The sequence below is a fragment of the Paraburkholderia sp. BCC1884 genome (assembly GCF_900996225.1).
GTDB lineage: Bacteria > Pseudomonadota > Gammaproteobacteria > Burkholderiales > Burkholderiaceae > Paraburkholderia.
Window position 1 is genome coordinate 38,696 of record NZ_CAAJGL010000022.1, and the last position, 24,465, is coordinate 63,160.

At 60.5% G+C, this 24,465-nt stretch carries 22 protein-coding genes; 9 read left to right on the top strand and 13 right to left on the bottom strand.

Features of this window, described 5'->3' with window-relative positions; translation table 11 throughout:
* Nucleotides 1-84 precede the first annotated feature (84 nt).
* The 3 genes from FQ705_RS01320 to FQ705_RS01330 form a co-directional block, all read right to left on the bottom strand.
* Nucleotides 85-546 carry a (2Fe-2S)-binding protein gene (locus tag FQ705_RS01320; RefSeq protein ID WP_144137672.1) on the bottom strand — a complete coding sequence of 154 codons (462 nt, stop codon included), beginning with the start codon at nucleotides 544-546 and terminating at the stop codon, nucleotides 85-87.
* 29 nt (nucleotides 547-575) lie between these two features.
* A complete protein-coding gene (locus FQ705_RS01325; RefSeq protein ID WP_144137673.1) occupies nucleotides 576-2,849 on the bottom strand; it encodes a xanthine dehydrogenase family protein molybdopterin-binding subunit in 2,274 nt (757 codons plus the stop codon).
* Nucleotides 2,850-3,124: 275 nt separating this feature from the next.
* Complete coding sequence (locus tag FQ705_RS01330; protein ID WP_144137674.1) at nucleotides 3,125-5,869, bottom strand: TonB-dependent receptor; 2,745 nt, start codon at nucleotides 5,867-5,869, stop codon at nucleotides 3,125-3,127.
* On the opposite strand from FQ705_RS01330, the gene FQ705_RS01335 reads away from it, so the two are divergent.
* On the top strand, nucleotides 5,868-6,164 hold the full coding sequence (locus tag FQ705_RS01335; protein WP_144137675.1) for a hypothetical protein: 297 nt from the start codon (nucleotides 5,868-5,870) through the stop codon (nucleotides 6,162-6,164). The two genes, FQ705_RS01330 and FQ705_RS01335, sit on opposite strands and share 2 nt — an antisense overlap.
* Nucleotides 6,165-6,989: 825 nt before the next feature.
* Here the strand turns inward: FQ705_RS01335 and FQ705_RS01340 are convergent.
* The 4 genes from FQ705_RS01340 to xylA all read right to left on the bottom strand — a co-directional run bounded on the left by FQ705_RS01340 (nucleotide 6,990) and on the right by xylA (nucleotide 12,360).
* Complete coding sequence (locus tag FQ705_RS01340; protein WP_144137676.1) at nucleotides 6,990-8,189, bottom strand: sugar ABC transporter permease; 1,200 nt, start codon at nucleotides 8,187-8,189, stop codon at nucleotides 6,990-6,992.
* Nucleotides 8,186-9,745: a D-xylose ABC transporter ATP-binding protein gene (gene xylG / locus FQ705_RS01345; protein ID WP_144137677.1), complete on the bottom strand. Its 1,560-nt coding sequence runs from the start codon at nucleotides 9,743-9,745 to the stop codon at nucleotides 8,186-8,188. The genes FQ705_RS01340 and xylG overlap by 4 nt, the downstream gene beginning before the upstream one ends.
* 79 nt (nucleotides 9,746-9,824) lie before the next feature.
* The gene (gene xylF / locus FQ705_RS01350) at nucleotides 9,825-10,853 is read right to left on the bottom strand and encodes a D-xylose ABC transporter substrate-binding protein (protein ID WP_144137678.1); all 1,029 of its coding nucleotides are present in this window, start codon (nucleotides 10,851-10,853) and stop codon (nucleotides 9,825-9,827) included.
* Between the two features lie 184 nt (nucleotides 10,854-11,037).
* Nucleotides 11,038-12,360: a xylose isomerase gene (gene xylA / locus FQ705_RS01355; protein WP_144137679.1), complete on the bottom strand. Its 1,323-nt coding sequence runs from the start codon at nucleotides 12,358-12,360 to the stop codon at nucleotides 11,038-11,040.
* A gap of 271 nt (nucleotides 12,361-12,631) precedes the next feature.
* On the opposite strand from xylA, the gene FQ705_RS01360 reads away from it, so the two are divergent.
* The 4 genes from FQ705_RS01360 to FQ705_RS01375 all read left to right on the top strand — a co-directional run bounded on the left by FQ705_RS01360 (nucleotide 12,632) and on the right by FQ705_RS01375 (nucleotide 17,429).
* A complete protein-coding gene (locus FQ705_RS01360; RefSeq protein ID WP_144137680.1) occupies nucleotides 12,632-13,849 on the top strand; it encodes a XylR family transcriptional regulator in 1,218 nt (405 codons plus the stop codon).
* A gap of 31 nt (nucleotides 13,850-13,880) precedes the next feature.
* Nucleotides 13,881-14,960 (top strand): aldose epimerase family protein, encoded by a 1,080-nt coding sequence (locus FQ705_RS01365; RefSeq protein ID WP_144137681.1) that lies wholly within the window; start codon nucleotides 13,881-13,883, stop codon nucleotides 14,958-14,960.
* A 171-nt stretch (nucleotides 14,961-15,131) separates the two neighbouring features.
* The gene (locus tag FQ705_RS01370) at nucleotides 15,132-15,458 is read left to right on the top strand and encodes a DUF4148 domain-containing protein (protein WP_144137792.1); all 327 of its coding nucleotides are present in this window, start codon (nucleotides 15,132-15,134) and stop codon (nucleotides 15,456-15,458) included.
* Nucleotides 15,459-15,869: 411 nt separating this feature from the next.
* Complete coding sequence (locus FQ705_RS01375; protein ID WP_144137682.1) at nucleotides 15,870-17,429, top strand: methyl-accepting chemotaxis protein; 1,560 nt, start codon at nucleotides 15,870-15,872, stop codon at nucleotides 17,427-17,429.
* A gap of 52 nt (nucleotides 17,430-17,481) precedes the next feature.
* Here FQ705_RS01375 and FQ705_RS01380 read toward each other — a convergent pair whose 3' ends face one another.
* The 3 genes from FQ705_RS01380 to FQ705_RS01390 form a co-directional block, all read right to left on the bottom strand.
* Entirely contained in the window at nucleotides 17,482-18,219 is a 738-nt protein-coding gene (locus tag FQ705_RS01380; protein ID WP_144137683.1) for a hypothetical protein, read from the bottom strand.
* A 199-nt stretch (nucleotides 18,220-18,418) separates the two neighbouring features.
* Complete coding sequence (locus FQ705_RS01385; protein WP_144137684.1) at nucleotides 18,419-18,835, bottom strand: VOC family protein; 417 nt, start codon at nucleotides 18,833-18,835, stop codon at nucleotides 18,419-18,421.
* Nucleotides 18,832-19,377 carry a helix-turn-helix transcriptional regulator gene (locus FQ705_RS01390; protein WP_144137685.1) on the bottom strand — a complete coding sequence of 182 codons (546 nt, stop codon included), beginning with the start codon at nucleotides 19,375-19,377 and terminating at the stop codon, nucleotides 18,832-18,834. The genes FQ705_RS01385 and FQ705_RS01390 overlap by 4 nt, the downstream gene beginning before the upstream one ends.
* Nucleotides 19,378-19,535: 158 nt before the next feature.
* Between FQ705_RS01390 and FQ705_RS01395 the strand changes: the two genes are divergently transcribed.
* Both FQ705_RS01395 and FQ705_RS33905 read left to right on the top strand, forming a co-directional pair.
* Entirely contained in the window at nucleotides 19,536-20,696 is a 1,161-nt protein-coding gene (locus FQ705_RS01395) for a patatin-like phospholipase family protein (RefSeq protein ID WP_144137686.1), read from the top strand.
* A 49-nt stretch (nucleotides 20,697-20,745) separates the two neighbouring features.
* Complete coding sequence (locus FQ705_RS33905; protein ID WP_186307759.1) at nucleotides 20,746-21,204, top strand: hypothetical protein; 459 nt, start codon at nucleotides 20,746-20,748, stop codon at nucleotides 21,202-21,204.
* A 13-nt stretch (nucleotides 21,205-21,217) separates the two neighbouring features.
* Here FQ705_RS33905 and FQ705_RS01405 read toward each other — a convergent pair whose 3' ends face one another.
* On the bottom strand, nucleotides 21,218-21,601 hold the full coding sequence (locus FQ705_RS01405; protein WP_144137688.1) for a hypothetical protein: 384 nt from the start codon (nucleotides 21,599-21,601) through the stop codon (nucleotides 21,218-21,220).
* Between the two features lie 115 nt (nucleotides 21,602-21,716).
* A complete protein-coding gene (locus FQ705_RS01410) occupies nucleotides 21,717-22,052 on the bottom strand; it encodes a YbjQ family protein (RefSeq protein WP_144137689.1) in 336 nt (111 codons plus the stop codon).
* Nucleotides 22,053-22,285: 233 nt separating this feature from the next.
* On the opposite strand from FQ705_RS01410, the gene FQ705_RS01415 reads away from it, so the two are divergent.
* Complete coding sequence (locus FQ705_RS01415; RefSeq protein WP_144137690.1) at nucleotides 22,286-22,489, top strand: hypothetical protein; 204 nt, start codon at nucleotides 22,286-22,288, stop codon at nucleotides 22,487-22,489.
* A gap of 42 nt (nucleotides 22,490-22,531) precedes the next feature.
* Here FQ705_RS01415 and FQ705_RS01420 read toward each other — a convergent pair whose 3' ends face one another.
* Nucleotides 22,532-23,542: a beta-propeller fold lactonase family protein gene (locus FQ705_RS01420; RefSeq protein ID WP_144137691.1), complete on the bottom strand. Its 1,011-nt coding sequence runs from the start codon at nucleotides 23,540-23,542 to the stop codon at nucleotides 22,532-22,534.
* A 316-nt stretch (nucleotides 23,543-23,858) separates the two neighbouring features.
* Here FQ705_RS01420 and msrA point away from each other — a divergent pair, with 316 nt between their 5' ends.
* Nucleotides 23,859-24,362 carry a peptide-methionine (S)-S-oxide reductase MsrA gene (gene msrA / locus FQ705_RS01425; protein WP_144137692.1) on the top strand — a complete coding sequence of 168 codons (504 nt, stop codon included), beginning with the start codon at nucleotides 23,859-23,861 and terminating at the stop codon, nucleotides 24,360-24,362.
* The last annotated feature ends 103 nt before the right edge of the window (nucleotides 24,363-24,465 follow it).

Below are 24,465 nucleotides of genomic sequence, written 5' to 3' on the forward strand. Positions count from 1 at the left end.
GGGCGGATGCATCGGCATTTTCACGGCCGTGGTCGCGGTGGTGGAAGTCTTCGCGAACTAAGTCCCGCAGTCGCGCCGGCCGTATCACATGGCGTGGCGCTTCGCGGCGGCTTCGTGAATCGCGGCGCGCACGCGTGGATACGTGCCGCATCGGCAAACGATGTTGGACATGGCGGCATCGATGTCGGCATCGGTTGGATTGGGCTTTTGCCTGAGCAGCGCACAAGCCGCCATTAGTTGAGCGCTCTGGCAGTAGCCGCACTGCACCACGTCGAGGTCGATCCACGCCGCCTTCAAGGCTTGCGCTTCGGCGCCCTGCACGCCTTCGATCGTGGTGATCTTCTGCGCGTGCAGGCTCGACATGAGCGTCTGACACGCGAGATGCGCGGCGCCGTCCAGATGAAATGTGCAGGCGCCGCAAATGCCTACGCCGCAGCCGAATTTGGTGCCGGTCATACCGAGTTCGCAACGCAGCACCCACAGCAGCGGCATATCCGGTTCGGCCTGCACCGCCACTGCCCGGCCGTTGATGTTCAGCGATCCCATGCTTGTCTCCTTCGATTCGCGCAAGCGCTCTAAACCATCTTCAACGGCAACGCTCGAAGCCGCTTGCCCGTCAGCGTGAAAACCGCATTCGCCACAGCCGGCGCCACCGGCGGCACGCCGGGTTCGCCGACGCCTTGGGGATGCAACTGGCTCGGCATGATGTCGGTTTCGATCAGCGGACAGTCGTTCATGCGCACCACCGGGAAATCCACGAAGTTCTTCTGCTGCACCTGACCGTTAACGATCGTGATCTCGTCCTGCAACGCCGTGGACAAACCGAACACAATGGCGCCCTCCATCTGCTGCCGGATCAGATTCGGATTCACCGGCAAACCGCAATCGATCACGCAAAACACCCGATGCACCCGAATCGCCTTGTTCGGTCCAATCGACACTTCCGCCACCTGCGCGACCACGCTGCCGAATGCCTCATGCAATGCGACGCCTCGCGCGCGCGGCGCGCCGTCTGCTGCGTGCGACAACGGATGTCCCCAACCCGACATCGCCGCGATCCGCTTCAACACCGCCAGATGACGCGGATGCTGCGCGAGCAGCGCAACGCGAAACGCAATCGGATCCTGCGTGGCGGCGAAGGCCAACTCGTCGGTGAAGCTCTCCGTGAAGAAGGCCTGATGCGAATGGCCGACCGAGCGCCAGAATCCCACCGGCACCGCAAGCTCGACGATCTTGTGTGCCACGCGCGCAGCGGGCCATTCGTAGGGCTGATCGAACGCGCCCTCGCAAGTGGTCTTGTCGATGGGGATGCGCGGCACGCCGTAATAGCGTGCGAGCGCTTCCGGCACGATCGCCTGACTCGCCGACGTGCCGCGCCACGCCACCACCTTGCCGTTCTGATCGAGTCCTGCACTCAGGCGCGACACGCATGCCGGACGGTAGAAGTCATGCGTGAAGTCCTGCGCTCGCGGCCAGATGGTTTGCACCGGCCGACCGCCGGCTTCGCGAGCGATCACCGCCGCCTGCGCAATGAAGTCGAGTTCCAGTCGACGCCCGAACGCACCGCCGAGCAATTGCGATTGCACGTCCACCTTGTCGGCGTCGAGGTCCAGCACCTTGGCCACGTGATGACGGGCGAGCGCGGGCATTTGCGTCGAGACCCACACGGTCGCCGCGCCGTCCACGATCTGTACGGTGCAGTTAAGCGGCTCGACTGCGCCATGGGCGAGATACGGCGCGTGGTATTCGGCCTTCACGACGCGCGCTGCGTCACGCAGTGCAGCATCCACGTCGCCATGTTCGTAGTAGGCGTGGCCATCGCTCTTGTCGAGGGCCTGCGCGAGTTCGCTGTCGACTGACGTGCTCGAGAGATCCGCTGCCGCGCCGTTGTCCCATTCCACCTTGATCGCGAGGACCGCGTTCATCGCGCGAAACGCATTCCCGGCAATGACTGCGACGCCGCCCGTGCCGCCGTTGTATGGCGCGAAAGCCAGCGCTTTGATAAAGCCCGGCATTGTCGCGGCGGCGCTCGCGTCGAAATGCGCGACCTGGCCGCCCAGGGTTGGACACAGCAGGACACTCGCGTACAACAGGCCGTCGGGCAGCGCGTCGATGCCAAAGCGCGCCGAGCCGTTGATCTTCGAAGGAGCTTCGATGCGGTGGACTGGTTTGCCGATCAACTTGAAGTCGGCGGGATTTTTGAGCGCCACGTTGCGCGGCAAGGATTGCTGCGCCGCAAGAGAAGACAGCTCGCCGAAACTTGCTTGATGTCCGGACGGATGCAGCACACGACCGCGTTCCGCACGGCATTCGCCTGGCGCAACGTGCCATTGCGCGGCGGCCGCGCCGATCAGCATCGCGCGCGCCGAGGCGCCGGCTTCGCGCATGGGTGTCCACAGATCGTTGATGCTCGACGAACCGCCGGTCATCATCGTGCCGACGTCGCGCACGGCTTTGCGCGTGAACCAGACCGTCGTGCGTTTGGCGATGCCGTCGTCATCGGGACGAAACGGCAGGTCGTCGATGATGTTCTGCACGCTGTTGTAGATCCTGTCGATCGGCGAATTCTCGACGCGTACCTGCGACCAGTCGGCGTCGAGTTCCTCGGCAAGCAGCATCGCAAGGCCAGTGTGAATGCCCTGCCCCATCTCCGCTTTGCACATCATGATCGTCACGCTGTTGTCGGCGGCGATCTTGACCCAGCCATTGAGCGCGACTTGCGTGCCTTGCGCGGGCAGTGGCGCGGCGGGCGTGAGGCGTTGCCCCGGCGGCAGCACCGACCAGCCGACCAGCAGCGACGCGCCCAGGACGCTGGCGCCGCCGAGCAGGAAGGTTCTGCGCTTCAACATGTCGGGGCTCGGTGAGCTTGCATGGTGACAGAAGTCGGGAAAGCGCACGAGGACGCTGGTTTTAGCGTTGCGCGTGTTCGGATAGTAGTAAGACGGATGAGTGATTGCGGGACTTAAATTCGCGGATTTAAGTCAATCTGTCGCGGCGAGGAATCGCCGCACATTGCGGAGGTGAAGCGTGAAGAAAGAAAGCGCCGCTTCCTTCCACGACACGTGGACGGAAAGCGGCGCCTTTGTTCGCTCGCTAGCGAGCAGGTTGCATTGCGTTCAACTCATCAGAACCGGTACGTTGCCCCGACCTGGAAGAAGCGGCCAAGCGCCGTGTACAGCGACTGATCGTAACCGGTGATGTCCGGCGACGCTTGCCACTCGACGTCGAACGGCGGCTTCTTGTCGAACAGATTGGTGATGCCGCCGTAGATCGTCCAGTGCTTGATGCCGCGATAGCTCGCCACCAGGTTGAACTGGCTATACGACGCCACCGAACCCGTTCCACCGTCGCCAAACTCCGCCGACACGCCGTTCGTGTACGGACCCGTGTATTGCCAGGTCAGCGACGTCGTCACGTTGTGGAAATCCCACGTCAGCGTGGTATTGCCCTTCCAGCGCGGATTACTTGCGCCGAACGGTTGCAGCAGCGCGAGGTTGTTACCCGCAAAGTCCTGCGGTGCCGAACCCGGGCTGTGCAGCTTGAAGTGCCACACATAAGCCCAGTCGCCCGTCAGCGTGAACTGACCGTAGGACGTACGAACCGCCTTGCGGAAGTTCATGTCGAAGCCGTCGGTATCGAGCGCGCCCAGGTTCACGAAAGGCTGCACGATGTAGCGGATCGTACCGTCCGGATTGCGAACCACCGTCGCCGGATTGTTTTGCTGCAGCACTGCGTTTGGATCTGCCGTCCCGATCACCCCGTCGATGCGCACTTTGTAGAACGCCGCGCCGATATCGGTCAACGCGTCCGGCGACAACTGGAAGCCGATGTTGTAGTTCTTGGTGTGCTCCGGCTGCAGATTCGGGTTACCCGTGGTCTGCTCGGTCGTGAAGTGCTTCGTCGGCGCGCCGCTCGGATCGTTCGGATCGACCAGGTTCTGGTGACCGAGATAGACCGCTTGCGAGTTTTCGACACCTGTCGGCGCGCGGAAACCACGGCTATACGACGCGAAGGTCGTCAGCATACGCACCGGCTGGAAGCGCAGTGCGAAGCTCGGCGAAAACGCACCGCCAAAGTCGCTGTAGTGGTCGTAACGCGACGCTTGTGTGAACGTCAGGTTGTGGATGATCGGAATGTCGATCTGATAGAACGCCGCTGCCACGTTGCGCGTGCTGTCGACCGACTGCACGTTGGCCGGTGCCGTGATGCCTTGCGACGCCAGCGTCTGCGGGCTGATCAGCGACGACTCGTGACGGAATTCCGTACCGAAGCCCAAGCCGACGTTGCCGGCCGGCAGCGCAAACAGGTTCGCGGTCGAGGTTTTGGCCGTTAGGCTGTCGACTTTCGAAATCGCCTGCTGATTGTCGTCGCTGAACACGCCGTTCAGGCCGTTCGGCGTCGAGCCCGGGTTCGCGAAGTTGTACGTGCCGTTCATCAGCATGTTCTCCACGCCCGCCACGTTCAGGCGGTTGGAGTAGGTCGTATCGACCGTGCTTTGCGAATGACCGTAATCGGCGGACCAGTCCCAGTTACCCAGCGACGAGGTATTGTACGAACCCTTGATGCCGGTCGAGGCCATCCAGAAGGTCGACACCGTATCTGCAACGCCGACGTTGTTCGGGAACGTCAGGTTGATCGGCGTGCCGACGCCGTACGGGTTGAACGGATTGGTCGCCGAGACCGTGCGCGAGAGCGGTGCGACCGAGCCTGCCACCGGATCGAACACGTTCGAATTCGCGGTGAGCGCTGCGGGGCCTTGCAACTGCACGTTTTCGTCACGGCTTACCCAGAAGCCGGCGTACGCTTCCTTGTCGTCGTCGATCTTGAAGGTGCCGCGCACCTTCGCGTTCAGGCGCGTCACGGCCGGCGTCAAAGACGTGCCGGCGGCGACGTTGTACACGCACGACGCACCGCCCGTCTTTGCCGACGTGCTGCCGGGCGGGCACGGATTCAACGCCGCATTGCCGCCGGGCGTGGTCCAGTACGACTGCTGGTTCGGTCCGAGCGGCGCTGCGAGGCCACCGGAGTACTGCGTGAAATCCTGACCCGACGTCATGTCGCGATCAGCCAGCGTCGACCCGCTGTCGCGGTAGTAGCTTGCTGCGGCGGTGACGTTGAAGCGATCCGAATTCAGGTCGCCGAAACCGCCGAGGGCGCTAAAGCTGCCCTGGCCGTTACCCGGATGCTGCGCCTTGCCCAATTGGGTGTCGAGCTGCAGACCTTGAAAGTTCTTTTTGGTAATAATGTTGACGACACCGGCGATTGCATCGGAGCCGTAGATCGACACCGCGCCCGTCTTCACGATGTCGATGTGATCGACGATGTTCAGCGGAATCGAGTTGACGTCGAAGAAGGTGTCGGTGAAGTTCACCGCTTGCGCGTAGTTGGCGACGCGTTGGCCGTCCACCAGCACGAGCGTGTACTTCTCGCTCAAGCCGCGCAGTGCGATACCGGCTCCGCCCGGGGCGGCGCTGTTCATCGTCGACTGCGACCAGCTACTGGCCGAGTTGGCAGCCGTACCGCGCAGGAAGTCGGCGACGGTGGTATAGCCGCTTTGCTCGATGTCCTTTTGCGAAATGGTCTGCACTTCGGTATTGCCGACCTTATCCGACGTGCGGATAAGCGAACCCGTGACTTCGAATTTCTTGAGCTGTTTGACGTTCGAAGTGGCGGCCGCGCCCGATGCGGCATCGGGTGCCGCCGCGCCGGTCGGCGTACCGGCCTGTGCGACAGTCACCGACGAAGCGGCCGCCGCACCTGCCGCCGACGGCTGGCTTTGTGCGAATGCCGACGTTCCGACCATCGCGGTTATCGCCACTTCAGCCCAGATTATCTTCCGAATGGCTGATGCTAGATCCCTCTGTTTCATGTTCCTCTCTCTTGCCATTAACGCCAAGTTGTTATTCGAAGAGACCTGGCAAGCCTCTTCGGTTGCGGCACCCCACCGCCTCGCTTCGAACGCCCTGTTTTCCTTCGAAACTCCAACAACGACCTACCAGATCAGCGATTCGGAATCCTGCTCCGTAGTTATACTAATTAAGCATCTTGGTGCTCATACGTCGGGTACATCGGCCAACAATGCCTTCCACTTATCTATCCGCTTTCGCCTGGTTAATTGGCAACGAAACGGATTTCTTTATGCCGAACTTGCTATCAATGCGTAACGAGACTTTTAGAGCAATCAATCAACATCGGTAATTACACCTATTTTTATAAGCATGACTAACTGCTCGTCACCGACAAATAAATTCAATAAACGACCATTTCGCCAAAGTAACGGAGGGCTCGGCGTAAGAAGGCGTGTCACACCATCATGGCGAGATGCTGCGATCGACGGCACGACCGTCGACGCACAATTTCCCATCACTTATCCTTCATTTATCTTACGCATTGAGACAGCCATGAAAGCCAGCTCTCCCCCCGTTTGCGCGCCACCCCATTGCTTCCGCCTGACACCGGGCTGCACTTATCTTTCATTTAGTGGACGCAAACATATCAGGACAGAATCGCTCCGTCAAAATTTGTTTGATGGAAGTAAAAAATATGTGCGATTCACGTAACACCCCAGCTTACGTCATTAGCGACTCAATGCACCGCTTCAGTGCTCAATGTCCAAGCCGGTTATGGATTGCACCAATTAAGGCCGGCGCTATAAGAATTCTTTCAACTTGAACAAGCTGACGAAAAAAAACCTGCGCGCCTAGGGGAAGGCGGCAGGTTGAGGGCACTGACGAGTGCACTTATCTCAGCGATAAGTTGAGCGCATTGTAATACTGATGAAAATAATATGTAAATAACGAAATGTTGAAATGGAGGCGAACGCTCGAGAAGAGAATGCGACGCATCGCAGCGCGTACTGCCTCGCACCGGACACGGAGGGAAGAGAGGATATTTGTACGGATAACTAATCTAACAAGCACTAACAAAGGCATGCAGCAAGCCATTTCGATTGCTGCATGCCCAAGGCGTTTACTCGTGTTCCCAGCGACTCAGCGCCGGTTCGACCCGGAGACAACGTCGATCCACACCGCGAGCACGAGGATGCTGCCCTTCACGATCATTTGCCAATATGCGTCGACGTCCAGCATCGACATGCCGTTGTCGAGACTCGCCATCACCAGCGCGCCGATCAACGCGCCATACACCGTGCCGGAGCCGCCGCGCATCGACGTTCCGCCGATAAAGCACGCGGCAATGGCGTCGAGTTCGCCCATCGATCCTGCAGATGGCGATCCCGCCGCCAACCGTGCGGTATTGACGATCCCACCGAATGCGCACATTAAACCCATCAGCGCGAAGATCGCCAGCTTCACGCGATTGGTATTCACCCCCGAAAGCCGGGTCGCTTCGAGATTGGAACCTACTGCGTAAATGCGACGACCGAATACGGTCTGCGTCGCGATCCACGTGAAGATGCCCAGCAGCGCCAGCAGCAACAAGACGGGTACGGGGATGCCGCCGTATCGATCGAGCGTAGCGACGAATCCGGCCAGAATCACGCCTGCGCCCACCACCTTGGCGACGTCCTGCCACACCGGCACCACGCGCAGTTGATAACGTTCGCGGTTGCGTCGCTGACGCAGCGTCAGAAACGCCAGCAACACGAACAGCACCACCGCGAGCGAATCACCCGCGAGTCGTGGCAAGTAGCCTTGCCCAACGAACACGAAGCCGTCCGACACCGGCGCGATCGTCGACCCACCCGTCACGCCGAGCAGAATGCCGCGATACGCGAGCATACCGCCCAGCCCGACAATGAACGACGGCACGCGTCGATAGGTCGACCACCATCCGTTGAACAGGCCGACGAGTACACCGAGCAACATCACCACCGGCACGGTGACGCCAATCGGCCAGTGCCGGTTCACATCGAGTATGGCCGCCACGCCGCCCAGCAACCCCAGCAGCGAACCCACCGACAGATCGATCTCTCCCGCGATAATCACGAACACCATGCCGCACGCGAGCATGCCGGTGATCGACATCTGCCGCAGCAGGTTCGATATGTTGCGCGGCGTGACGAATGCGCCGTGCGTGAGGAAGGAAAAGAAAATCCAGATCACGGCCACGGCGATCAGCAACGCGAGAATCTTGTAGCGCGCGAACAGTTGCTGAATGCGTTGCGAGCCGCCGAATGTGCCGCGCGGCACGGTATCGTCGGCGCGTTGAGAAGTTACGTCGGGCGTCATGCGGCACTCACTGCGGTTGGGTTCGGGGATCGCTGCACGGGACGGATCGCGGCGCTGAGAATGTCTTCCTGCGTGAGGCCGTCGTTGACGAAATCCCCTCGCAATTCACCTTCGCCGATTACCAGCACGCGATCGCTGATGCCGAGCACTTCGGGCAATTCGGACGACACCATCACGATCGACATGCCGCGCTGCGCCAACTGGAAAATCAGTTTGTAGATTTCATACTTCGCACCGACGTCGACACCGCGTGTAGGTTCGTCGAGGATCAACACTTTAGGATTGGTCAGCAGCATGCGCGTCAGCACGGCCTTCTGCTGATTGCCGCCCGATAGACTCGCGATCGACAGCATCGGATGAGCCGCGCGGACCGATAGCCGCTTCATCTCCGTGTGAATCGTGTCGAGTTCCGCGGCGGAATCGATGCGACCGCCTTTTGCAAAGCGTTGCAATACCGCGAGCGTGATGTTGTGACCGACACTCAACCCCGGCACGATGCCGTGGCGTTTTCGGTCCTCCGGCACCATGCCGATACCGGCGCGAATCGCATCCACTGGGGCGCGGATTTTCAGCGGCTTGCCTTCGAGTTGCACCGTCGCTTCGCTCACACCGGAATAAGCACCGAAAATCGCTTCCATCAACTCCGTGCGCCCCGCGCCCACCAATCCGGCGACGCCGAGAATCTCACCTCGTCGCAGCGCGAACGACACATCGTTCACGCGTTTTCGGCGCGGATTGGTCACGTCGAAACAGGTGACGTGACGCGCTTCGAAAACCACCTCGCCAATCGGATGCGGCTCACGCGGAAACAGGTTCTTGATTTCGCGCCCCACCATCAGCGAGATGATGCGATCGGTGGTGAGCGCATGCATGGGCTCCGTCGCAACATGACGGCCGTCGCGAATCACGCTGATCGTGTCGCACACCGCCGCGACTTCATCGAGCTTGTGCGAGATGTACACGCAGGCCACGCCGCGTCGCTTCAGATCACGCACGATATCCAGCAGAATCGCGATCTCCGAAGCCGTGAGCGACGACGACGGTTCGTCGAGAATCAGCAGCTTCGCCCGCTTGTTCAGCGCCTTCGCAATTTCGATCAACTGCTGATGGCCGCCGCCATAGTTCATCACTGGCTGTGCGGCATTGATGCCGCTGATGCCGAGTTCACGCAGCAACTCGTCGGCGCGTTGGTACATGGCGGCGTAATTCATGCGGCCGCCGGGCAGCGTGATCTCGTTGCCGAGAAAGATGTTTTCCGCGACCGAGAGTTGCGGCACCAGCATCAACTCCTGGTGGATGATGATGATGCCCGCGCGTTCGGTGTCGCGGATACTGGCGGCCCTCAACGGCGCGCCTTCCCAGGTGATTTCACCCTCCCACGTGCCGTGTGGATAGACGCCGGAGAGCACCTTCATCAAGGTGGACTTGCCCGCGCCGTTCTCGCCGCACAAGCCGACGCATTCGCCCGGCGAGACCGTCAGGTCGATGCCGTCGAGCGCTTTTACGCCAGAAAACGCCTTCACGATGCCGCGCATCGTCAGTAAGGGTTGCGTCATTCGCTATGCCTCGCTGCAAGTCGCGCGGCGGCCGCGATACGCGTGACACGTATCGCCGCCTGCCGCGCGCACGTTACGCTCATTGGCTCGCGAGCTGGGCCTGGGTATAGAAGCCGTCCTTGACGACTACATCGACATTGCTCTTGGTGAGCAAGGTGGGTTGCAGGAGCACTGTGTCGACTTTCTTCTTGCCGTTATCGTATTGCGAGTTGAAGGCGGGCTTTTCGCCCTTCGCAAGCGCGACCGACAGTTTCGCGGCTTCGCTGGCAATCAGCTTGAGTGGCTTGTACACAGTCATGGTTTGCGTGCCGGCGACCACTCGCTTGACCGCCGCGAGGTCCGCATCCTGACCCGACACCGGTACTTTGCCCGCCATGTGTTGCGCCGCGAGCGCCTGAATTGCACCGCCTGCGGTGCCGTCATTCGATGCGACGATGGCGTCGATCTTGTTGTTATTGGCGGTCAACGCGTCTTCGACGATGCGCAGCGCCGTCGATGCGCTCCATTCCGGCACCCACTGCTGACCGACCACCTTGATGTCGCCCTTATCTATCGCCGGCTTCAACACTTTAAGCTGACCTTCACGCAGCATCTTGGCGTTGTTGTCGGTCGGCGCGCCGCCTAGCAGAAAGTAATTGCCCTTCGGTTGCACGTTATAGACGCCTTGCGCCTGCAGTTCGCCGACCTTCTCGTTGTCGAACGAGATGTAGGCATCGACGTCGGCGTCGAGAATCAGGCGGTCATACGAGACGACCTTGATGCCCGCTTTCTTCGCTTCGGCGACCACATTGCCGAGTGTTTTCGAATTGAACGGCACGATCACGATTACATCCACGCCGCGCGAGATCAGGTTTTCGATTTGCGAAATCTGCCGCTCTTCGCTCGCGTCGGCGGATTGCACGGACACTTTCGCGCCGAGTTTTTCCGCTGCGGCGACGAAATAGTCACGATCGCGCGACCAGCGCTCGACGCGCAGATCGTCGATACAGAAGCCGATTTCCGGATGATCCTTGCTTGCGTGCGCGAGCGGCGCGGCAAGCGACAGGCTGGCGAGCACCGCTCCACATACGAGCGAACTCAGGACGGTACGACGTTTTGCGAATTTCATCTCTGTCTCCTTCTTCTGATAGCCGGAATACCGGATTGGACGATCTGCGCTGCGAGCTGCCAGACCGGACAAGCGACAACCCAAAGCTTCTTTTGAGTCGCGCGGTCGACGTGGCCGCGCGATTGTTTTATGTAATGCCTTTAACTTCCCACTTCTAACTTCCGGTGCGCACGCTCAAGAGAGCCTAGCGTCCGCTGTAAATCGCCTGATTCACGATGTTTTCCATGCGCTCCTGCTGACCGCTGGCATGTTGCGGGTTCAGGCCGCGCGCCAGGGCGTCGGTGGCCAGGGTCGACAGTGAATAGTCGCCGGACAGGATCTTGCGGCCGAATTCTGCTTCCCAGCCCGCGTAGCGCTGACGCTTGAACTGATCGAGACGTTCGTTTTCAATCAGCACCGCCGCACGCTCGACGGCGAGCGCGAGGTTGTCGATGGCACCGATGTGGCCGTAGAACAGATCTGCCGCATCGACGCTTTGTCGCCGTACTTTCGAATCGAAATTCATGCCGCCCGTTGTGAAGCCGCCATGTTTGAGGATTTCGTAGAACGCCAGCGTGAGTTCTTCCACACTATTTGGGAACTGGTCCGTATCCCAACCGTTTTGCGGATCGCCGCGATTTGCGTCGACGCTACCGAAAATGCCCAGCGCATAAGCCGTCGCGATCTCGTGATGGAACGAGTGCCCCGCGAGCGTCGCGTGATTGGCTTCGATGTTCACGCGAATGTCTTTTTCGAGTCCGTATTGCAGCAGAAAGCCATGCACGCTCGCGACGTCGTAATCGTATTGATGCTTGGTCGGCTCCTGCGGCTTCGGTTCGATCAGCAGCGCGCCTTTGAAGCCGATCTTATGCGCGTGGTCCACCACCATATGCAGGAAACGGGCGAGTTGATCGCGCTCACGGACGAGATCGGTATTGAGCAACGTATCGTACCCTTCGCGGCCACCCCACAGTACGTAGTTTTCACCACCGAGCCGTTGCGTCGCATCGAGTGCGTGACGAACCTGAGTCGCGGCAAACGCGAACACTTCGGGGTCGGGACTCGTCGCGGCACCCGCTGCGTAACGCGGATGCGAGAAAAGATTAGCCGTGCCCCACAGCAATTTGATGCCCGTGTCCTGTTGCTTGCGCGCCAGATAGTCGGCGATGCGTGAGAAATTTTCGCTGTATTCCTTCAGGCTCGCGCCTTCCGGAGCAACGTCGGTGTCGTGAAAAGTGTAGTACGGTGTGCCGAGCTTCGAGAAGAATTCGAAAGCGGAATCGGCTTTCATATGGGCCATTTCCATTGCGTCGCCGGCTTGCTGCCAGGGGCGCTTGAACGTCCCCTGCCCGAATATATCCACGCCCGGCCAGACGAATGTGTGCCAATAGCACACCGCGATACGCAGATGTTCTTCGAGTGTCTTGCCGAGTACCTTTCTACTCTTGTCGTAATGGCGATACGCGAGCGGGTTATCCGATTGCGGGCCTTCGTAGCGGATCTCGGGAATGTGTTCGAAATAGGACATCAGCGTCTCCTGTTATGTTGCACTGCAACCGGTGCGACGTCGTCGCGCCGGTCGACAAGGTGACGCCATGCTGACGCTTGCACGATGCATCGGCAATTGCGAAATTGCGCAGCTTGCTTAACGTTTCTCACCGCCCGCATTTTTGTTTAGTACCCGCGCGCGATTCGAGGCCTAGAATAACCAGACGCTTAAAAACGGCGCCGCTTGAAAGACGCGGCCAACAGGAGACGAAGGCGTAGCGGGTCAACCGATCCGTGCGCCGCTTACTGCCATGACCCGTCCGCAGACACCACAGACGACCCATCGGATTGCACTGCTGTTCAACGCGAACAAGGTCTACGACCGCGAGATCATTACCGGCATCGGCAACTACCTGCTGTCGACGCGCGTGGCGTGGGATCTCTTTCTCGAAGAAGACTTCCGCTGCCGGCTGACGGGTATCGAGCGCTTCGACGGCGACGGCATCATTGCGGACTTCGACGATCCGGCCGTGGGCGAAGCGCTGCGCGATTGTCAATTGCCGGTGGTGGCGGTAGGGTCGTCGTTTGAAGATCCGGCGCACTATCCTCCGGAATTACCCTATATCGCTACCGATAACAGCAAGCTCATTTCGCTGGCTTACACGCACCTCATCGGCGCAGGTCTGGAGCACTATGCGCTGTACAGCTTGCCGCAGGCGCAAGAAAACCGCTGGGCACAGCAGCGAGAACTCGCGTTCGCGCACTTGCGTAAAACGGATGGCCGCAGCGACGAGCAGATCGATAGCGAGATCTATCGCGGTCTGTCGACCAGTGCGCCGTCGTGGAATCAGGCGACCGAGCAACTGACGGCGTGGCTACGCGATTTGCCCAAACCCGTTGGCATCATCGCCGTGACCGATGCGCGTGCGCGGCATTTGCTGCAAGCGTGTTTGATCGCGGGTATTCCCGTACCTGAAGAAGTGGCGATCATCGGCATCGACAATGACCCGCTAACGCGCACGTTGACGCGCATTCCTTTGTCGTCGGTGATCCAGGGCACCGACGAAATGGGCCGCACCGCCGCCCATCTGTTGCATCAGATGCTGCGTGGCGCGCGCTTTCCGGGACGGCGTATTCTCGTGCCGCCGGTCGGCATCAACGTACTTGAATCGACCAGGCATCAGCCGCTCGCGAGTCCCTACGTGATGCGTGCGCGGCATTTCATTCGGCAGTACGCGTGTCAGGGTATTCGCACTGAACAGGTCGCCGATTACGTGGGCGTGTCGCGTTCGTCGCTCGAAGAATACTTTAGGCGCGAGAGACAGTGCACCGTGCATCAGGAAATTCTGCGCCACAAACTCGATGTGGCGAAGGCGCTACTCGCAAAGCGAGATGCGTCGAGTGCGGAAGTAGCGATCCGTTGCGGCTTTACGTCGTTGCAGTACATGTACGCGGTATTTCGTCGTGAACTCGGATGTACCCCGCGCGAATACCAGGAGCGCGCGAGTTCGACGCCGGCGCAGAGCTGAGCGTGCCTTTCTCTTTCATTGATACCGACACATGATCAGCATCGCACAACTTTCTTCCGAGCCGTGGGGCACTTTGCACGGCGGCGATCCAGTCCGGCTCTTCACGCTGCGCAACGCGCATGGCATGAAAGTCGCCATTAGCGATCTGGGCGCGACGCTGGTGTCGTGGCACGCACCGGATCGCGCCGGACGTCTCGGCGATATTCTGCTCGGGCACGACACACCCGCTGAGTACGTGGCGGCCACGACTTACATGGGTGGATTGATCGGGCGATGGGCGAACCGCATTGCCGATGCTCGCTTCACACTAGACGGCATTGAATACACGCTCGACCGCAATGAAGGCTCGAACCTGTTGCACGGTGGGACGGTGGGTTTTCATCGTGCGATGTGGGAAGCGAGTGAGGACAATGGCGCGCTGTTGATGCGTCTGGAGTCGCCTGAGGGCGACGCCGGTTTTCCGGGGAACGTCACGACGCAAGTGCGCTATTCGCTCGATGACGACGGTACGTTGACCATCGAATACGAAGCAATCACGGACGCCGCAACACCGCTCAATCTGACGAGTCATGCGTACTTCAATCTGACTGGACGACCCGGCGCCGATGTTCGCGGGCATGTGTTGTCGATTGATGCGGACAAGTTCTTTGAAGTCGATGCGGCGATGATTCCGTGCAAGCTGGCCGAGGTGGCGGGTAACGCATTCGACTTTCGGCAGAGTGCGCCGATCGGTGCGCGATTGGATTGGCCGCATGCGCAACTGGCACGCGCCGGAGGCTTCGATCATTGCTATGTGTTGCGCGATGCGGCTGGCGATGACGCGGAGACATCGCGCGCGCGTCAAGTGGCGTGCGCGTATGACCCGGGTAGCGGACGCGAATTGACCGTGTCGACCGATCAACGTGGTTTGCAGTTTTATAGTGGCAACTGGCTCAATGGCGATTCCGGTCGCGGCGGTGTGGCGTATCAAGCGCATGCCGGATTGTGTCTGGAAGCCGGAGGCTTTCCGAATCAGGTGAATATGCCGGACCAGGATCTGGTGATCGTGCAAGCGGGCGATACGTATCGGCAGACGACAGCCTATCGCGTGGGTGTGCGCGAGGGTGTGTGATGCACTTCGTCGGATTGAGCGTGGAAAATTACATCTCGCCGACTTATTGTTTGTCGCAAGACTGAATTCCCCGATTAGCGGTTTGAGCTGGATTAACGGCTTCCTACAATTCCACAATTGGCGCCCTCGATTGCTGCGGCGCCAGAAAAACAATTGTCGGAGGGAAGCATGATGAAATCGGTTATGCAGGCCGTGGCGTTGGCAGTGGTTCTGGCCGCGCCGGTGGCGTCGTTTGCACAGTCCGATCAGCCGCTCACGCGCGCGGATGTCAAGGCGCAACTGAAGCAGATCGAGCAGGCGGGTTATAACCCGGCTGTCGCGACTGAAGCGAGTTATCCGGCGGATATTCAGGCTGCTGAGGCTCGGGTCGCTGGGCAGAATGCCATGGCTCCGGCGGGGACGACGGGGTATGGGCCGTCGACGGCGGGGTCGTCGGAGACTGGGTCTCATGTGCCGGCTGGAAATCCGTATATGCCGGTGACGGGGGGCGGGCAGTAAGGCTGCTATTCGTTTTTGGATTGTTGGGGCGAGCGCGTGCCTTTGAGCATGCGTTCGCGAGAAGACGCCTTGCGTGGTTGGCTGCGATGCGCTGATGCGCGATGCCCTTCGCGAAAAGTGCGATCACCTGAAATAACACGCGGTCGTATTCGAGTTCTTCCTGAAGCACACTGTCCAGTGCCGCTTTCCTGTCCTTTATCATGGTCTGCCTATCGGAAGCAGGCGAATAATTCCTCGCGGCGCATTCCCGCGCTATCACGTCATCGAACTTTTTAATAAAAGCGCCAAAATAAGCGGCTTTTCTGCGAGTGTTTTTTGTAAGCGACCAACGTTTGGGCTACGGATTCCGTCTTACCTGCCGTTATGCATCTACGGCCGGCAATCCCTCCAGCCCCGCGTCAGGAAAAAAGCGTGAACCGTCTCACTCTGAACACCAAGCTATGGCTAGCCCTCCTGATCACCTGGCTGGGCCTTCTCTTCCTCGGTGGCTGGGCTGCCATGCAGTCGCGCGACACCATGCTGACCGGTCGTAAAGCCGCGATTGAAGACGTGGTCAACGCAGCGAATGGCATCGTCGCGGATTACGCCAACCTGGCCGACCGTCACGAATTGACGCAAGCGCAAGCCCAGCAGCAAGCCATGGCCCGTCTCTCGGCCATGCGTTTCCCCGGCAACGGCTACATGATCATCACGACAGCGCAGCCGGTTGTAATCATGCACCCGGTGCTTGCCGATCTGCGCAACAAGGACGTCAACCACTACGCGGACACCAACGGCAAGCTGCTCTTCGTGGAGATGGTCAAACTCGCGCAGGCCAAAGACGAGGGCTTCGTCGACTACATGGCGCGTTTGCCGGGCAAAACAGATCGCGTGCCGAAGATCGCCTTCGTGAAGCGCTTCGCGCCGTGGGACTGGTATCTGATCTCAGGCGTCTATGTAAACGACATCGACGAAGCTTTCCGGGCCGATCTACTCCGATATCTGGCGATGATCCTCGTGATCGGCAGCCTCGGCTCCATCGCGCTCGTGATGATCATCCGCAATGTCAAACGCAGCCTTGGCGGCGAGCCCGCTTACGCGGCCACGGTGGCAGAAGCGATCGCCGATGGCGATCTTTCGCACGACGTCACACTCGGCACAGGCGACAACGCCAGCATGCTGTTCGCGATGCAGCGCATGCAGCACCGCCTCGCCGACACGATCAAGCGCATTCGCGGCGGCACCGAAACGATCACCGTTGCCGCCGAACAGATCGCAGCAGGCAACCTCGACCTCTCGGCGCGCACCGAACAGCAGGCATCGTCGCTGGGCGAAACGGCGGCGAGCATGGAAGAGCTGACCGCCACCGTCAAACAGAATGCGGACAACGCACGTCAGGCAAATCAGATGGCGCTCACCACGTCGCGTATTGCCGGGGAAGGTGGCGAAGCCGTGCAGCAGGTGGTCGATACGATGCAAAGCATCGCGAGCAGTTCGGTGCGGATCGTCGACATCATTTCCGTCATCGAAAGCATCGCGTTTCAGACCAATATTCTGGCGCTCAACGCGGCTGTCGAAGCTGCGCGCGCGGGCGAAGAAGGCCGGGGTTTCGCCGTGGTCGCCGGCGAGGTTCGCAACCTCGCGCACCGCAGTTCTGAAGCCGCCAAAGAGATCAAGCGCCTCATCGAAGACTCGGTCGAGCGAGTGGAAAACGGCAAAGCGCTGGTGGAAAAAGCAGGCAATACGATGCACTCGCTGGTCGACTCGGTGCAGCACGTGACCAACATCATTAGCGAAATCTCGACGGCGTCGGAAGAACAGACGCGTGGCATCGAGCAGGTGAATGTCGCGATCGCTCAAATGGATGAAACGACGCAACAGAACGCCGCGATGGTCGAACAGGCAGCGGCTGCCGCGCAGTCGATGCAGGAACAGGCCCAGATGCTCCGCGACATCGTCAACGTGTTCCGTCTCAGCGGCATGGTCGCGTAAGAGGCACGAGGCGTGACCGTGCGATCACGCCTCGTGCATGCGTTACCTGAGATCAGGCCGTCGTCGATACCAGACTGCCCACCGGTTGCATGTGCGAATTCCCCTGCAGGTTAGTCGCCAACGTCTGCACGAACGACTGCAACGTCGTGCCCGAACCGCTATCGCCAAGCGAACTCAACAGGTTCTGAAAATCAGTCTGCAGCGTCGACGCCTGCGAAGAAGACGAAGAGGAGTCGCTGCCCGACTCCGCGGTCGTGGTGGCACCGCTCGAATTCGTCGTGCTGCCCGAACCGAGTTGCTGTGCAAGCGCATTCAGCGCGCCGCCGATATCCCCGTATGACGACGCCGCGATCGAGTTCGTCGAACCGCTCGTGCCATTCGACGTGGAACCGTCGCTGCCACCCGGTTGCTGCTGTGATCCGAGTGCCTGGAACAGCGCGCCAAGAAAGCTCTGCAATGCCACGGCAACCGAACTGGTCGACGAAGCATCGCTCGCGGACGAAGTGGACGTCGAAGCCGCAGACGAGCTAGCCGCACTGACCGAACTCGAAGCAGCCGTGGTACTCGCGGTGCTCGACGTTGCCGTCGTCGACGACGTGCTGCCAATCCCCAGCGACGACAACGCCGCCTCAAGGGCTGACAGCAGCGGATTCGAATCCGTCGAACTCGCCGACGAAGACGACGTCGAGGACGACGCCTCTTCGCTGCTGCCGCCGCCCGAGCGGCGAGCGTGGCCGACGTGATGCACGGTCGGGGTAGTTTGAGAACTGCTTACATTCTGTATGCTCATGACGCTGGGTCTCCTTACGGGTTGAGCATTTAGAGTAAGTGATGGCAATACTTCCAAATGCCTGGTAAGGAGGTGATTTCCCGCTAATCCGGGGCTCCGGTAAGTCGCGGAAAGTTTTCGTCGGGCAGTGGGCTCGTTTTTGACGCCGTGGCGCGTTGACGCGGATTTGAAAATGTGCCGACGGCAATGAAACCCGCGTTCATGTCGAACTCCGCGCGGCCTGAATCATCTTCCAGCCATTACCGGCGGGATCGCGGAATCCGGCGTCGACGCTACCGAATCGTTCCACCGGTTCCTGGGTGAATTCCACGCCGCTGGCTTTGAGTTTTGTATAGCTGGCCCGGCAATCGGACACCGAGAGAACGAGCGGCGGCATCGCGCCCTTGGCGACCATCGCACGCAAGGTTTGCGCGGTGGCGTCGTCATGAATGGGCGGCCCGGGCACGAACAGACCGAGTTGGAACGAAGGCTGGTCCGGATGCTGAACCGTCAGCCACCGGTACGAACCGTTGCGCACGTCCGTGTGAACGCTGAAGCCGAGTTTCCCGACATAGAACGCGAGCGCTTCGTCCTGATCGTCGACGTACAGGCCCACCACATTGATACCCTGGTTCATGACACCTCCTTGGTTGATGGCCGGACTTTATCCCCGGCCACGCGGCGGCGCTTCTCCAAAACTGCGATCGTCAGATCCGGACGCTGCGCGGCCTTCACGACACAGCCAGGCACCTGGTCGAGTTGATGCATGGCCGCCTGCACCTCGCGTCGCATGGCACCCGGGCTGTGTCCCGTGATATCGCGGAAGATACGACCGAAGGTGCCGAGGCTCTCCCAACCCGTGGTGAAAGCGATTTCCGTGATGCTGAGTTCGGTATCGCGCAACAGCGTCGTAGCCTGCTCGATACGCCGCGTCAGGAGATAACGATGGGGCGGGATACCAAAAGCCCGCTTGAACGACCGCGCGAAATGCGCCGCGGAGACGCCACTGACCTCGGCCAGACGCTCGACGGGCCACGCCTCGTGCGATGCAGCATCCATGCGGTCCCTGGCGCGCAGCAGGCGCCGCAGCAACGCCGGGTCCAGCAGGGGTTCTGCGCCTGCCGCTGCCGCGGTTGCGGCGCGGGGCCCGCCGTTAATAAGGCATTCGCGATGTGGCATGACTTCCAGTGGCGCGGACGGTAATCACGTAGTGTAGGCCCAACAGGTTGACCCGCAAGCAATGCACCGGCCGTCCCCGGACCCCGTGCGCTTCGACGTAGCGCGGACCATACCGTGGCAGAATCACCACCACTGCAACATGAGTCCGGAGGGACACCATGGGCGATCAGACGCACGGCGAGCCGCACACGCATCCTGCTTCCCAGCCGGACGACGTGCCCGGGATTCCCGGCCAGATCGTCCTCGTTCTGCAGGGCGGCGGTGCGCTCGGCGCGTACCAGGCCGGCGTGTATGAGGCGCTTCATGATGCCGGGGTCGAACCTCAGTGGGTAATCGGCACGTCGATTGGGGCGATCAACGGCGCAATCATCGCAGGCAATCGACCCGCGAACCGGATGGCGCGGCTGACGCAGTTCTGGAACGGCGTAGCACGTCACGGGTCGGCGGCGGCGAGCTGGTTGCCGGGGCTCGAAAACTGGCTGCGTGACGTCTCCACCGTCACCCAGGGCGTGCCGTCGTTCTTCACTCCGCAGTTGGCGTCCTGGACCAGCATGCACGCGCAGGTTCGTCCCGAGGAGGCGGCGTTCTATTCGACAGGACCACTGCGCGAGACCCTGTTATCTCTCGTCGACTTCGATTACCTGAATGAAAAGAAAACGCGTTTGACCGTGGGCACAGTCAACGTCCAGAGCGGACGTATGCGCTATTTCACGAATCGCGACGCAGCCATGGAAGTCGATCACGTCATGGCATCCGCCGCCTTTCCACCAGGCTTTCCCTCCGTGCAACTGGAAGGCGAATCGTACTGGGATGGTGGCATCTATTCGAACACGCCGCTCGAAGCGGTACTCGACGACCGACCACGCCGCGACTCGGTGATTTTCTCGGTGCAATTGTGGCCGTCGAGCGGCCCGCAGCCCGAATCGATCCTGCAGGTGATGAGCCGGCAACGCGACATCCAGTATTCGAGTCGTGCCGAAAGCCATCTCGATCGACAGAAGCAGATTCACCGGCTTCGTCATGTGATCCGCGAACTCGGCCAGTACGTCTCCGAAGAACACCGCGAAGCGCCGGCAGTCCAGGAGCTTCTCGCCTGGGGTTGCGGCACGACCATGCAAGTGCTGGAACTCGACGCTCCGGCCTTCGATAACGACGACCTGAACCGGGATATCGATTTTTCGGCAAGTGGCATTAAACGCCGCTGGCTCGCAGGCTATGAGGACACTGCGCGTCTGTTGAAGCTGGCGCCCTGGCGCGGCACACCGGACCCGATGGAAGGCATTTCGGTGTTTCGAATGGCGTCGAGGTCAGAACCCTGAACAGGAAGATCGTAGCTGCAGTCATTCCTACAATCACACAGGAGACGGTATGAGCACGAAGCACAGCAAGAAAGCCCACCTCGAAGCTGCGGCATCGCATCACGAGCAGGCAGCGCAACATCACCGTGGTGCGTCGCGGCATTTCGAAGCGGGTCAGGACTATGCCCACGCGGCACACGAAGCGCTGATCGCCCAAGGACACGGCTTGCACGCGATCGATCAGGCACACGACGCCGGCGCACACAACGCCGCCACACCACCGAGCATGCCGGCCTCGACCGGTTCAGAAGCCAGCAATGCGAACATGGCCAAGCATCACGCATTGGCCGCGGAGCTTCACGAGCAGGCGGCGCAGCATATGCGCCATGCCGCCAGGCTCTTCGAGCAGGACCGCAGCGCCGCAGCTCACGACGCGCAGTTGGCGCTCACCCTCGCCTTGCGCGCGGTGGCCCACGGCAATGAAGCGGCCAGGCTGTTCGTCAAGCTCGCTTCCGCCGAAGCTTCTTAAGTGCAGTTGAGGGCTAGGCTTTCCGGTTCAGCAGGTCCGCCGCAACGGATTTCGCGTGCGCGACGGCCTCCTGCGCGTTGAGAAAAACGTCGAGCTGGTCCCAATGTTCCTCGACCGCGTAAGTGCCCCGCGTGCCGAGCGCGCGCTGTATGCGCAATTGCGCCGCATACCGGCCGTCCTCCAGCGGCCGGGCCGCTGCAATGACTTTGTGAGGGAGCCCGGAACTCTCCGGCTGAATCAACTCGATGGGACCGTCCGGCGCGCCGGTCTCTTTCAACTCGTTCCTCGCTTTACAGTCGGGGCAGTAGAAACACCAACCTGCGTCCTCGTGAACGGTTTTCACCTGCCCGCGGGCCAGCACAGCGCGACATTCAACGTTTTCACAGATGAACGGCATAGCAGTCTCCGGAGTTGTTTGCGGAAATCCTAGCATGAGGATCGGCGCGCAACCATCGGTTATTAGACTGGATACGCCGGCTTTTTTTGAGCCGCGGTGCAGGTCCGGTGGCGCACTAAAGCGTCCGCGTCGCCAGCACGGCGGTTCCGTAACACAGGACTTCGGTGATCCCCGACGCGACTTCCGTAGCGTCGTAGCGCATGGCGACGATCGCGTTGGCTCCGGCGGCTTCGGCCTCCGACACCATGCGCTCGTATGCGTCCCGTCGCGCCCGCTCGCACAGCGACGTGTAGAGCGTGATATTGCCGCCGAAGATCGTCGGAAGGGATGCGCCTATCGAGCCGACGACCGAGCGCGACCGCACGACGATGCCACGGACCACACCATACGAGCGATCGATCCTGTAAGCCGGAATCTCGAGTGTCGTCACGACCAGGTGATGTTCGATCAATGTTCTCTCCTCAGTGATTCGATTTTCTGCCTGGCGTCGATGTTACTGCCCTGGACGACAGTGTTGGACCGAACACGACTGAAATCGCCGGAGTGCCGGTCGTCGACCCACTGCGCACGTCGCCGATGCCGCTACGACGGCACGCCGCCGCGATGGCATAGCCTATGCATTAGCTCCTGCAAGCGGCCGGCCGCTTGCCTATCCTCATCGTCCATCCACGCAAGGAGCAAATCATGAACACACTCATCGTCACCGATCTGGCCACGAGCATCGACTTGAAGCGCGAGGAAATGACTGCGATCAGCGGCGGCCGGATGAAGATCATCGGCCAACATACCAGCGGCACCTTGTTGACGTCCGCCGACGGCGAGCCCGTCAGCGTCTATGTCGATGGCGTGCTACAGAATTCCGTGACCGACGGTTTCTATCACGGTTGATCTGCACCCGGTGCGGCGCGCTCCCTGTAGCGCGCCCATCGCTTAGTCTGGATTGGGCGACACGACCGGCGCGCGATTGTCGAAAAAGATGCCGTGCGGGGAGCGCCCCACCGCGATCGTGTCGATCAGCTTGCGAGTGGTCAGATCGATGACGCCCACGTGCTTCGCAAAGCGGAATCCGACCCACAGATAGCGCTTGTCCGGCGTGAGCTCCATGTCGTCGGGGCCGGGCATGAGCCCCGTGATGTCGCCGACATTGGTGAGCGCGGTGTAGTCGAGAATGCTGATCGTGCTGTCGACACGATTCGAAACCACCACGTGCTTGCCGTCGTCGAGATTGCGGAAGTTGTGCGCGCCGCGTCCCGTGTGAATCTTCTTCAGGATCTGCTGCTTGCGCCAATCCACCACGGTCACGTCGTCTTCGCCGGTCATGCCGACCAGCAGATAGCGGTCGCCGGGCGTCATCCACAAGCCGGCGGGCTCTCTGCCGACAGACATTTTCCACAGCACGGTCTGGGTCGGCAGATCGATTGCCGCGAGTTCGCCCGAGTCCTGCAGCGTGACGAACACCGTGCGATTGTCGGAGGCAAACGTCATGTGACTAGGCGTCTTCGCCAGTTCGATATGTTTGGCCAGCGTCATATTCGCGCCGTCATAGTGATAGATGTCGACGCGGTCCATCCGTAAAGCCGCCGTGACGAACCACTTGTGATCCGGCGAAAAGCCGAGCTGATACGGATCTTCGATGTCCGGCACGATGCGCTGCACCTTGGCGTTGTGCGGATCGACGAACATCAGGTTGTTCGAGACCGAATCGGCGACGATCAGGGAGCGGCCATCCGGCGTGATCATCAGATGGTGCGGTTCCTTGCCGGTCGGCTCCGTGCCGACGACCTTATGCGTGGTCTCGTCGATCAGCGTGAGTTGTGCCTCACCGGAGTCGAGCACGATCACGTTATCGGCGGCCTGCGCGTAATTCGCGACGGCGAGCATGCCGAACAGCGACGCGCCAAGCGCGGCGATCCTTGTAATGGAAACGATAGGAGATGGCATGGGGATCGTAGTCAGAAACGGGGAAATCGAGGTGGAATGTAATGAAGATGTCGGACGTTCGTCGGATATCGACCGAAATCGAGAGGCAGTCCCTGTCTAACGTTTGTACCGACTCTGTCGATGACACGAAAATTCACGGATATCTGCATTGCCATCCAGATCGATTGCCGACCGTCGCGATAGCTGATCCCATTCGACCACGCGTGCGGCGCAGCCGACCCTCTTCCACGAAAAAACAGATAATGCTGAATCGCCGCGCGAACTAACCAAGGTGCTGTGACTCAGTGAAACAGCACCTTCAATGAAAGGGATCGATATGACGACGCAAACCGAAACCGCCCTGCTGGCCGGCGGCTGCTTCTGGGGCATGCAGGACCTGGTGCGCCGCTATCCGGGCGTGCTGTCCACGCGCGTGGGCTACACCGGTGGCGAGACACCCAACGCCACGTATCGCAACCACGGCACGCACGCGGAGGCGATCGAGATCGTGTTCGATCCGAGCCAGATCAGTTATCGCCAGATCCTCGAATTCTTCTTCCAGATTCACGATCCCACCACGAAGAACCGCCAAGGCAACGACGTCGGCACGAGCTATCGATCGGCGATCTTCTATCTCAACGAAGAGCAGAAGCAAGTGGCCTTGAACACCGTAGCGGATGTCGATGCCTCCGACCTGTGGCCTGGCAAGGTCGCCACGGAAATCGTGCCCGCAGGCTCTTTTTGGGAAGCTGAACCGGAACACCAGGATTATCTCGAGCGCAATCCCGGCGGCTACACGTGCCACTTCATCCGGAAGGACTGGAAGCTGCCCACTCGCTAAGAGGAGGTCGGCGCAAAGGCTGCACCACCCTGAGGACCGGCGTCAGATACGGGTCGGTCTCGGGAAAAGCGCAGAGCGGCCCGACGAAGCAACGTTCGCCGGG

Coding starts and splice junctions, on each gene's coding strand:
- FQ705_RS01320 (WP_144137672.1), bottom strand. CDS start 546: ATGGGATCGCTGAACATCAACGGCCGGGCAGTGGCGGTGCAGGCCGAA.
- FQ705_RS01325 (WP_144137673.1), bottom strand. CDS start 2,849: ATGTTGAAGCGCAGAACCTTCCTGCTCGGCGGCGCCAGCGTCCTGGGC.
- FQ705_RS01335 (WP_144137675.1), top strand. CDS start 5,868: ATGTTCCTCTCTCTTGCCATTAACGCCAAGTTGTTATTCGAAGAGACC.
- FQ705_RS01330 (WP_144137674.1), bottom strand. CDS start 5,869: ATGAAACAGAGGGATCTAGCATCAGCCATTCGGAAGATAATCTGGGCT.
- FQ705_RS01340 (WP_144137676.1), bottom strand. CDS start 8,189: ATGACGCCCGACGTAACTTCTCAACGCGCCGACGATACCGTGCCGCGC.
- xylG (WP_144137677.1), bottom strand. CDS start 9,745: ATGACGCAACCCTTACTGACGATGCGCGGCATCGTGAAGGCGTTTTCT.
- xylF (WP_144137678.1), bottom strand. CDS start 10,853: ATGAAATTCGCAAAACGTCGTACCGTCCTGAGTTCGCTCGTATGTGGA.
- xylA (WP_144137679.1), bottom strand. CDS start 12,360: ATGTCCTATTTCGAACACATTCCCGAGATCCGCTACGAAGGCCCGCAA.
- FQ705_RS01360 (WP_144137680.1), top strand. CDS start 12,632: ATGACCCGTCCGCAGACACCACAGACGACCCATCGGATTGCACTGCTG.
- FQ705_RS01365 (WP_144137681.1), top strand. CDS start 13,881: ATGATCAGCATCGCACAACTTTCTTCCGAGCCGTGGGGCACTTTGCAC.
- FQ705_RS01370 (WP_144137792.1), top strand. CDS start 15,132: ATGAAATCGGTTATGCAGGCCGTGGCGTTGGCAGTGGTTCTGGCCGCG.
- FQ705_RS01380 (WP_144137683.1), bottom strand. CDS start 18,219: ATGAGCATACAGAATGTAAGCAGTTCTCAAACTACCCCGACCGTGCAT.
- FQ705_RS01385 (WP_144137684.1), bottom strand. CDS start 18,835: ATGAACCAGGGTATCAATGTGGTGGGCCTGTACGTCGACGATCAGGAC.
- FQ705_RS01390 (WP_144137685.1), bottom strand. CDS start 19,377: ATGCCACATCGCGAATGCCTTATTAACGGCGGGCCCCGCGCCGCAACC.
- FQ705_RS01395 (WP_144137686.1), top strand. CDS start 19,536: ATGGGCGATCAGACGCACGGCGAGCCGCACACGCATCCTGCTTCCCAG.
- FQ705_RS33905 (WP_186307759.1), top strand. CDS start 20,746: ATGAGCACGAAGCACAGCAAGAAAGCCCACCTCGAAGCTGCGGCATCG.
- FQ705_RS01405 (WP_144137688.1), bottom strand. CDS start 21,601: ATGCCGTTCATCTGTGAAAACGTTGAATGTCGCGCTGTGCTGGCCCGC.
- FQ705_RS01415 (WP_144137690.1), top strand. CDS start 22,286: ATGAACACACTCATCGTCACCGATCTGGCCACGAGCATCGACTTGAAG.
- FQ705_RS01420 (WP_144137691.1), bottom strand. CDS start 23,542: ATGCCATCTCCTATCGTTTCCATTACAAGGATCGCCGCGCTTGGCGCG.
- msrA (WP_144137692.1), top strand. CDS start 23,859: ATGACGACGCAAACCGAAACCGCCCTGCTGGCCGGCGGCTGCTTCTGG.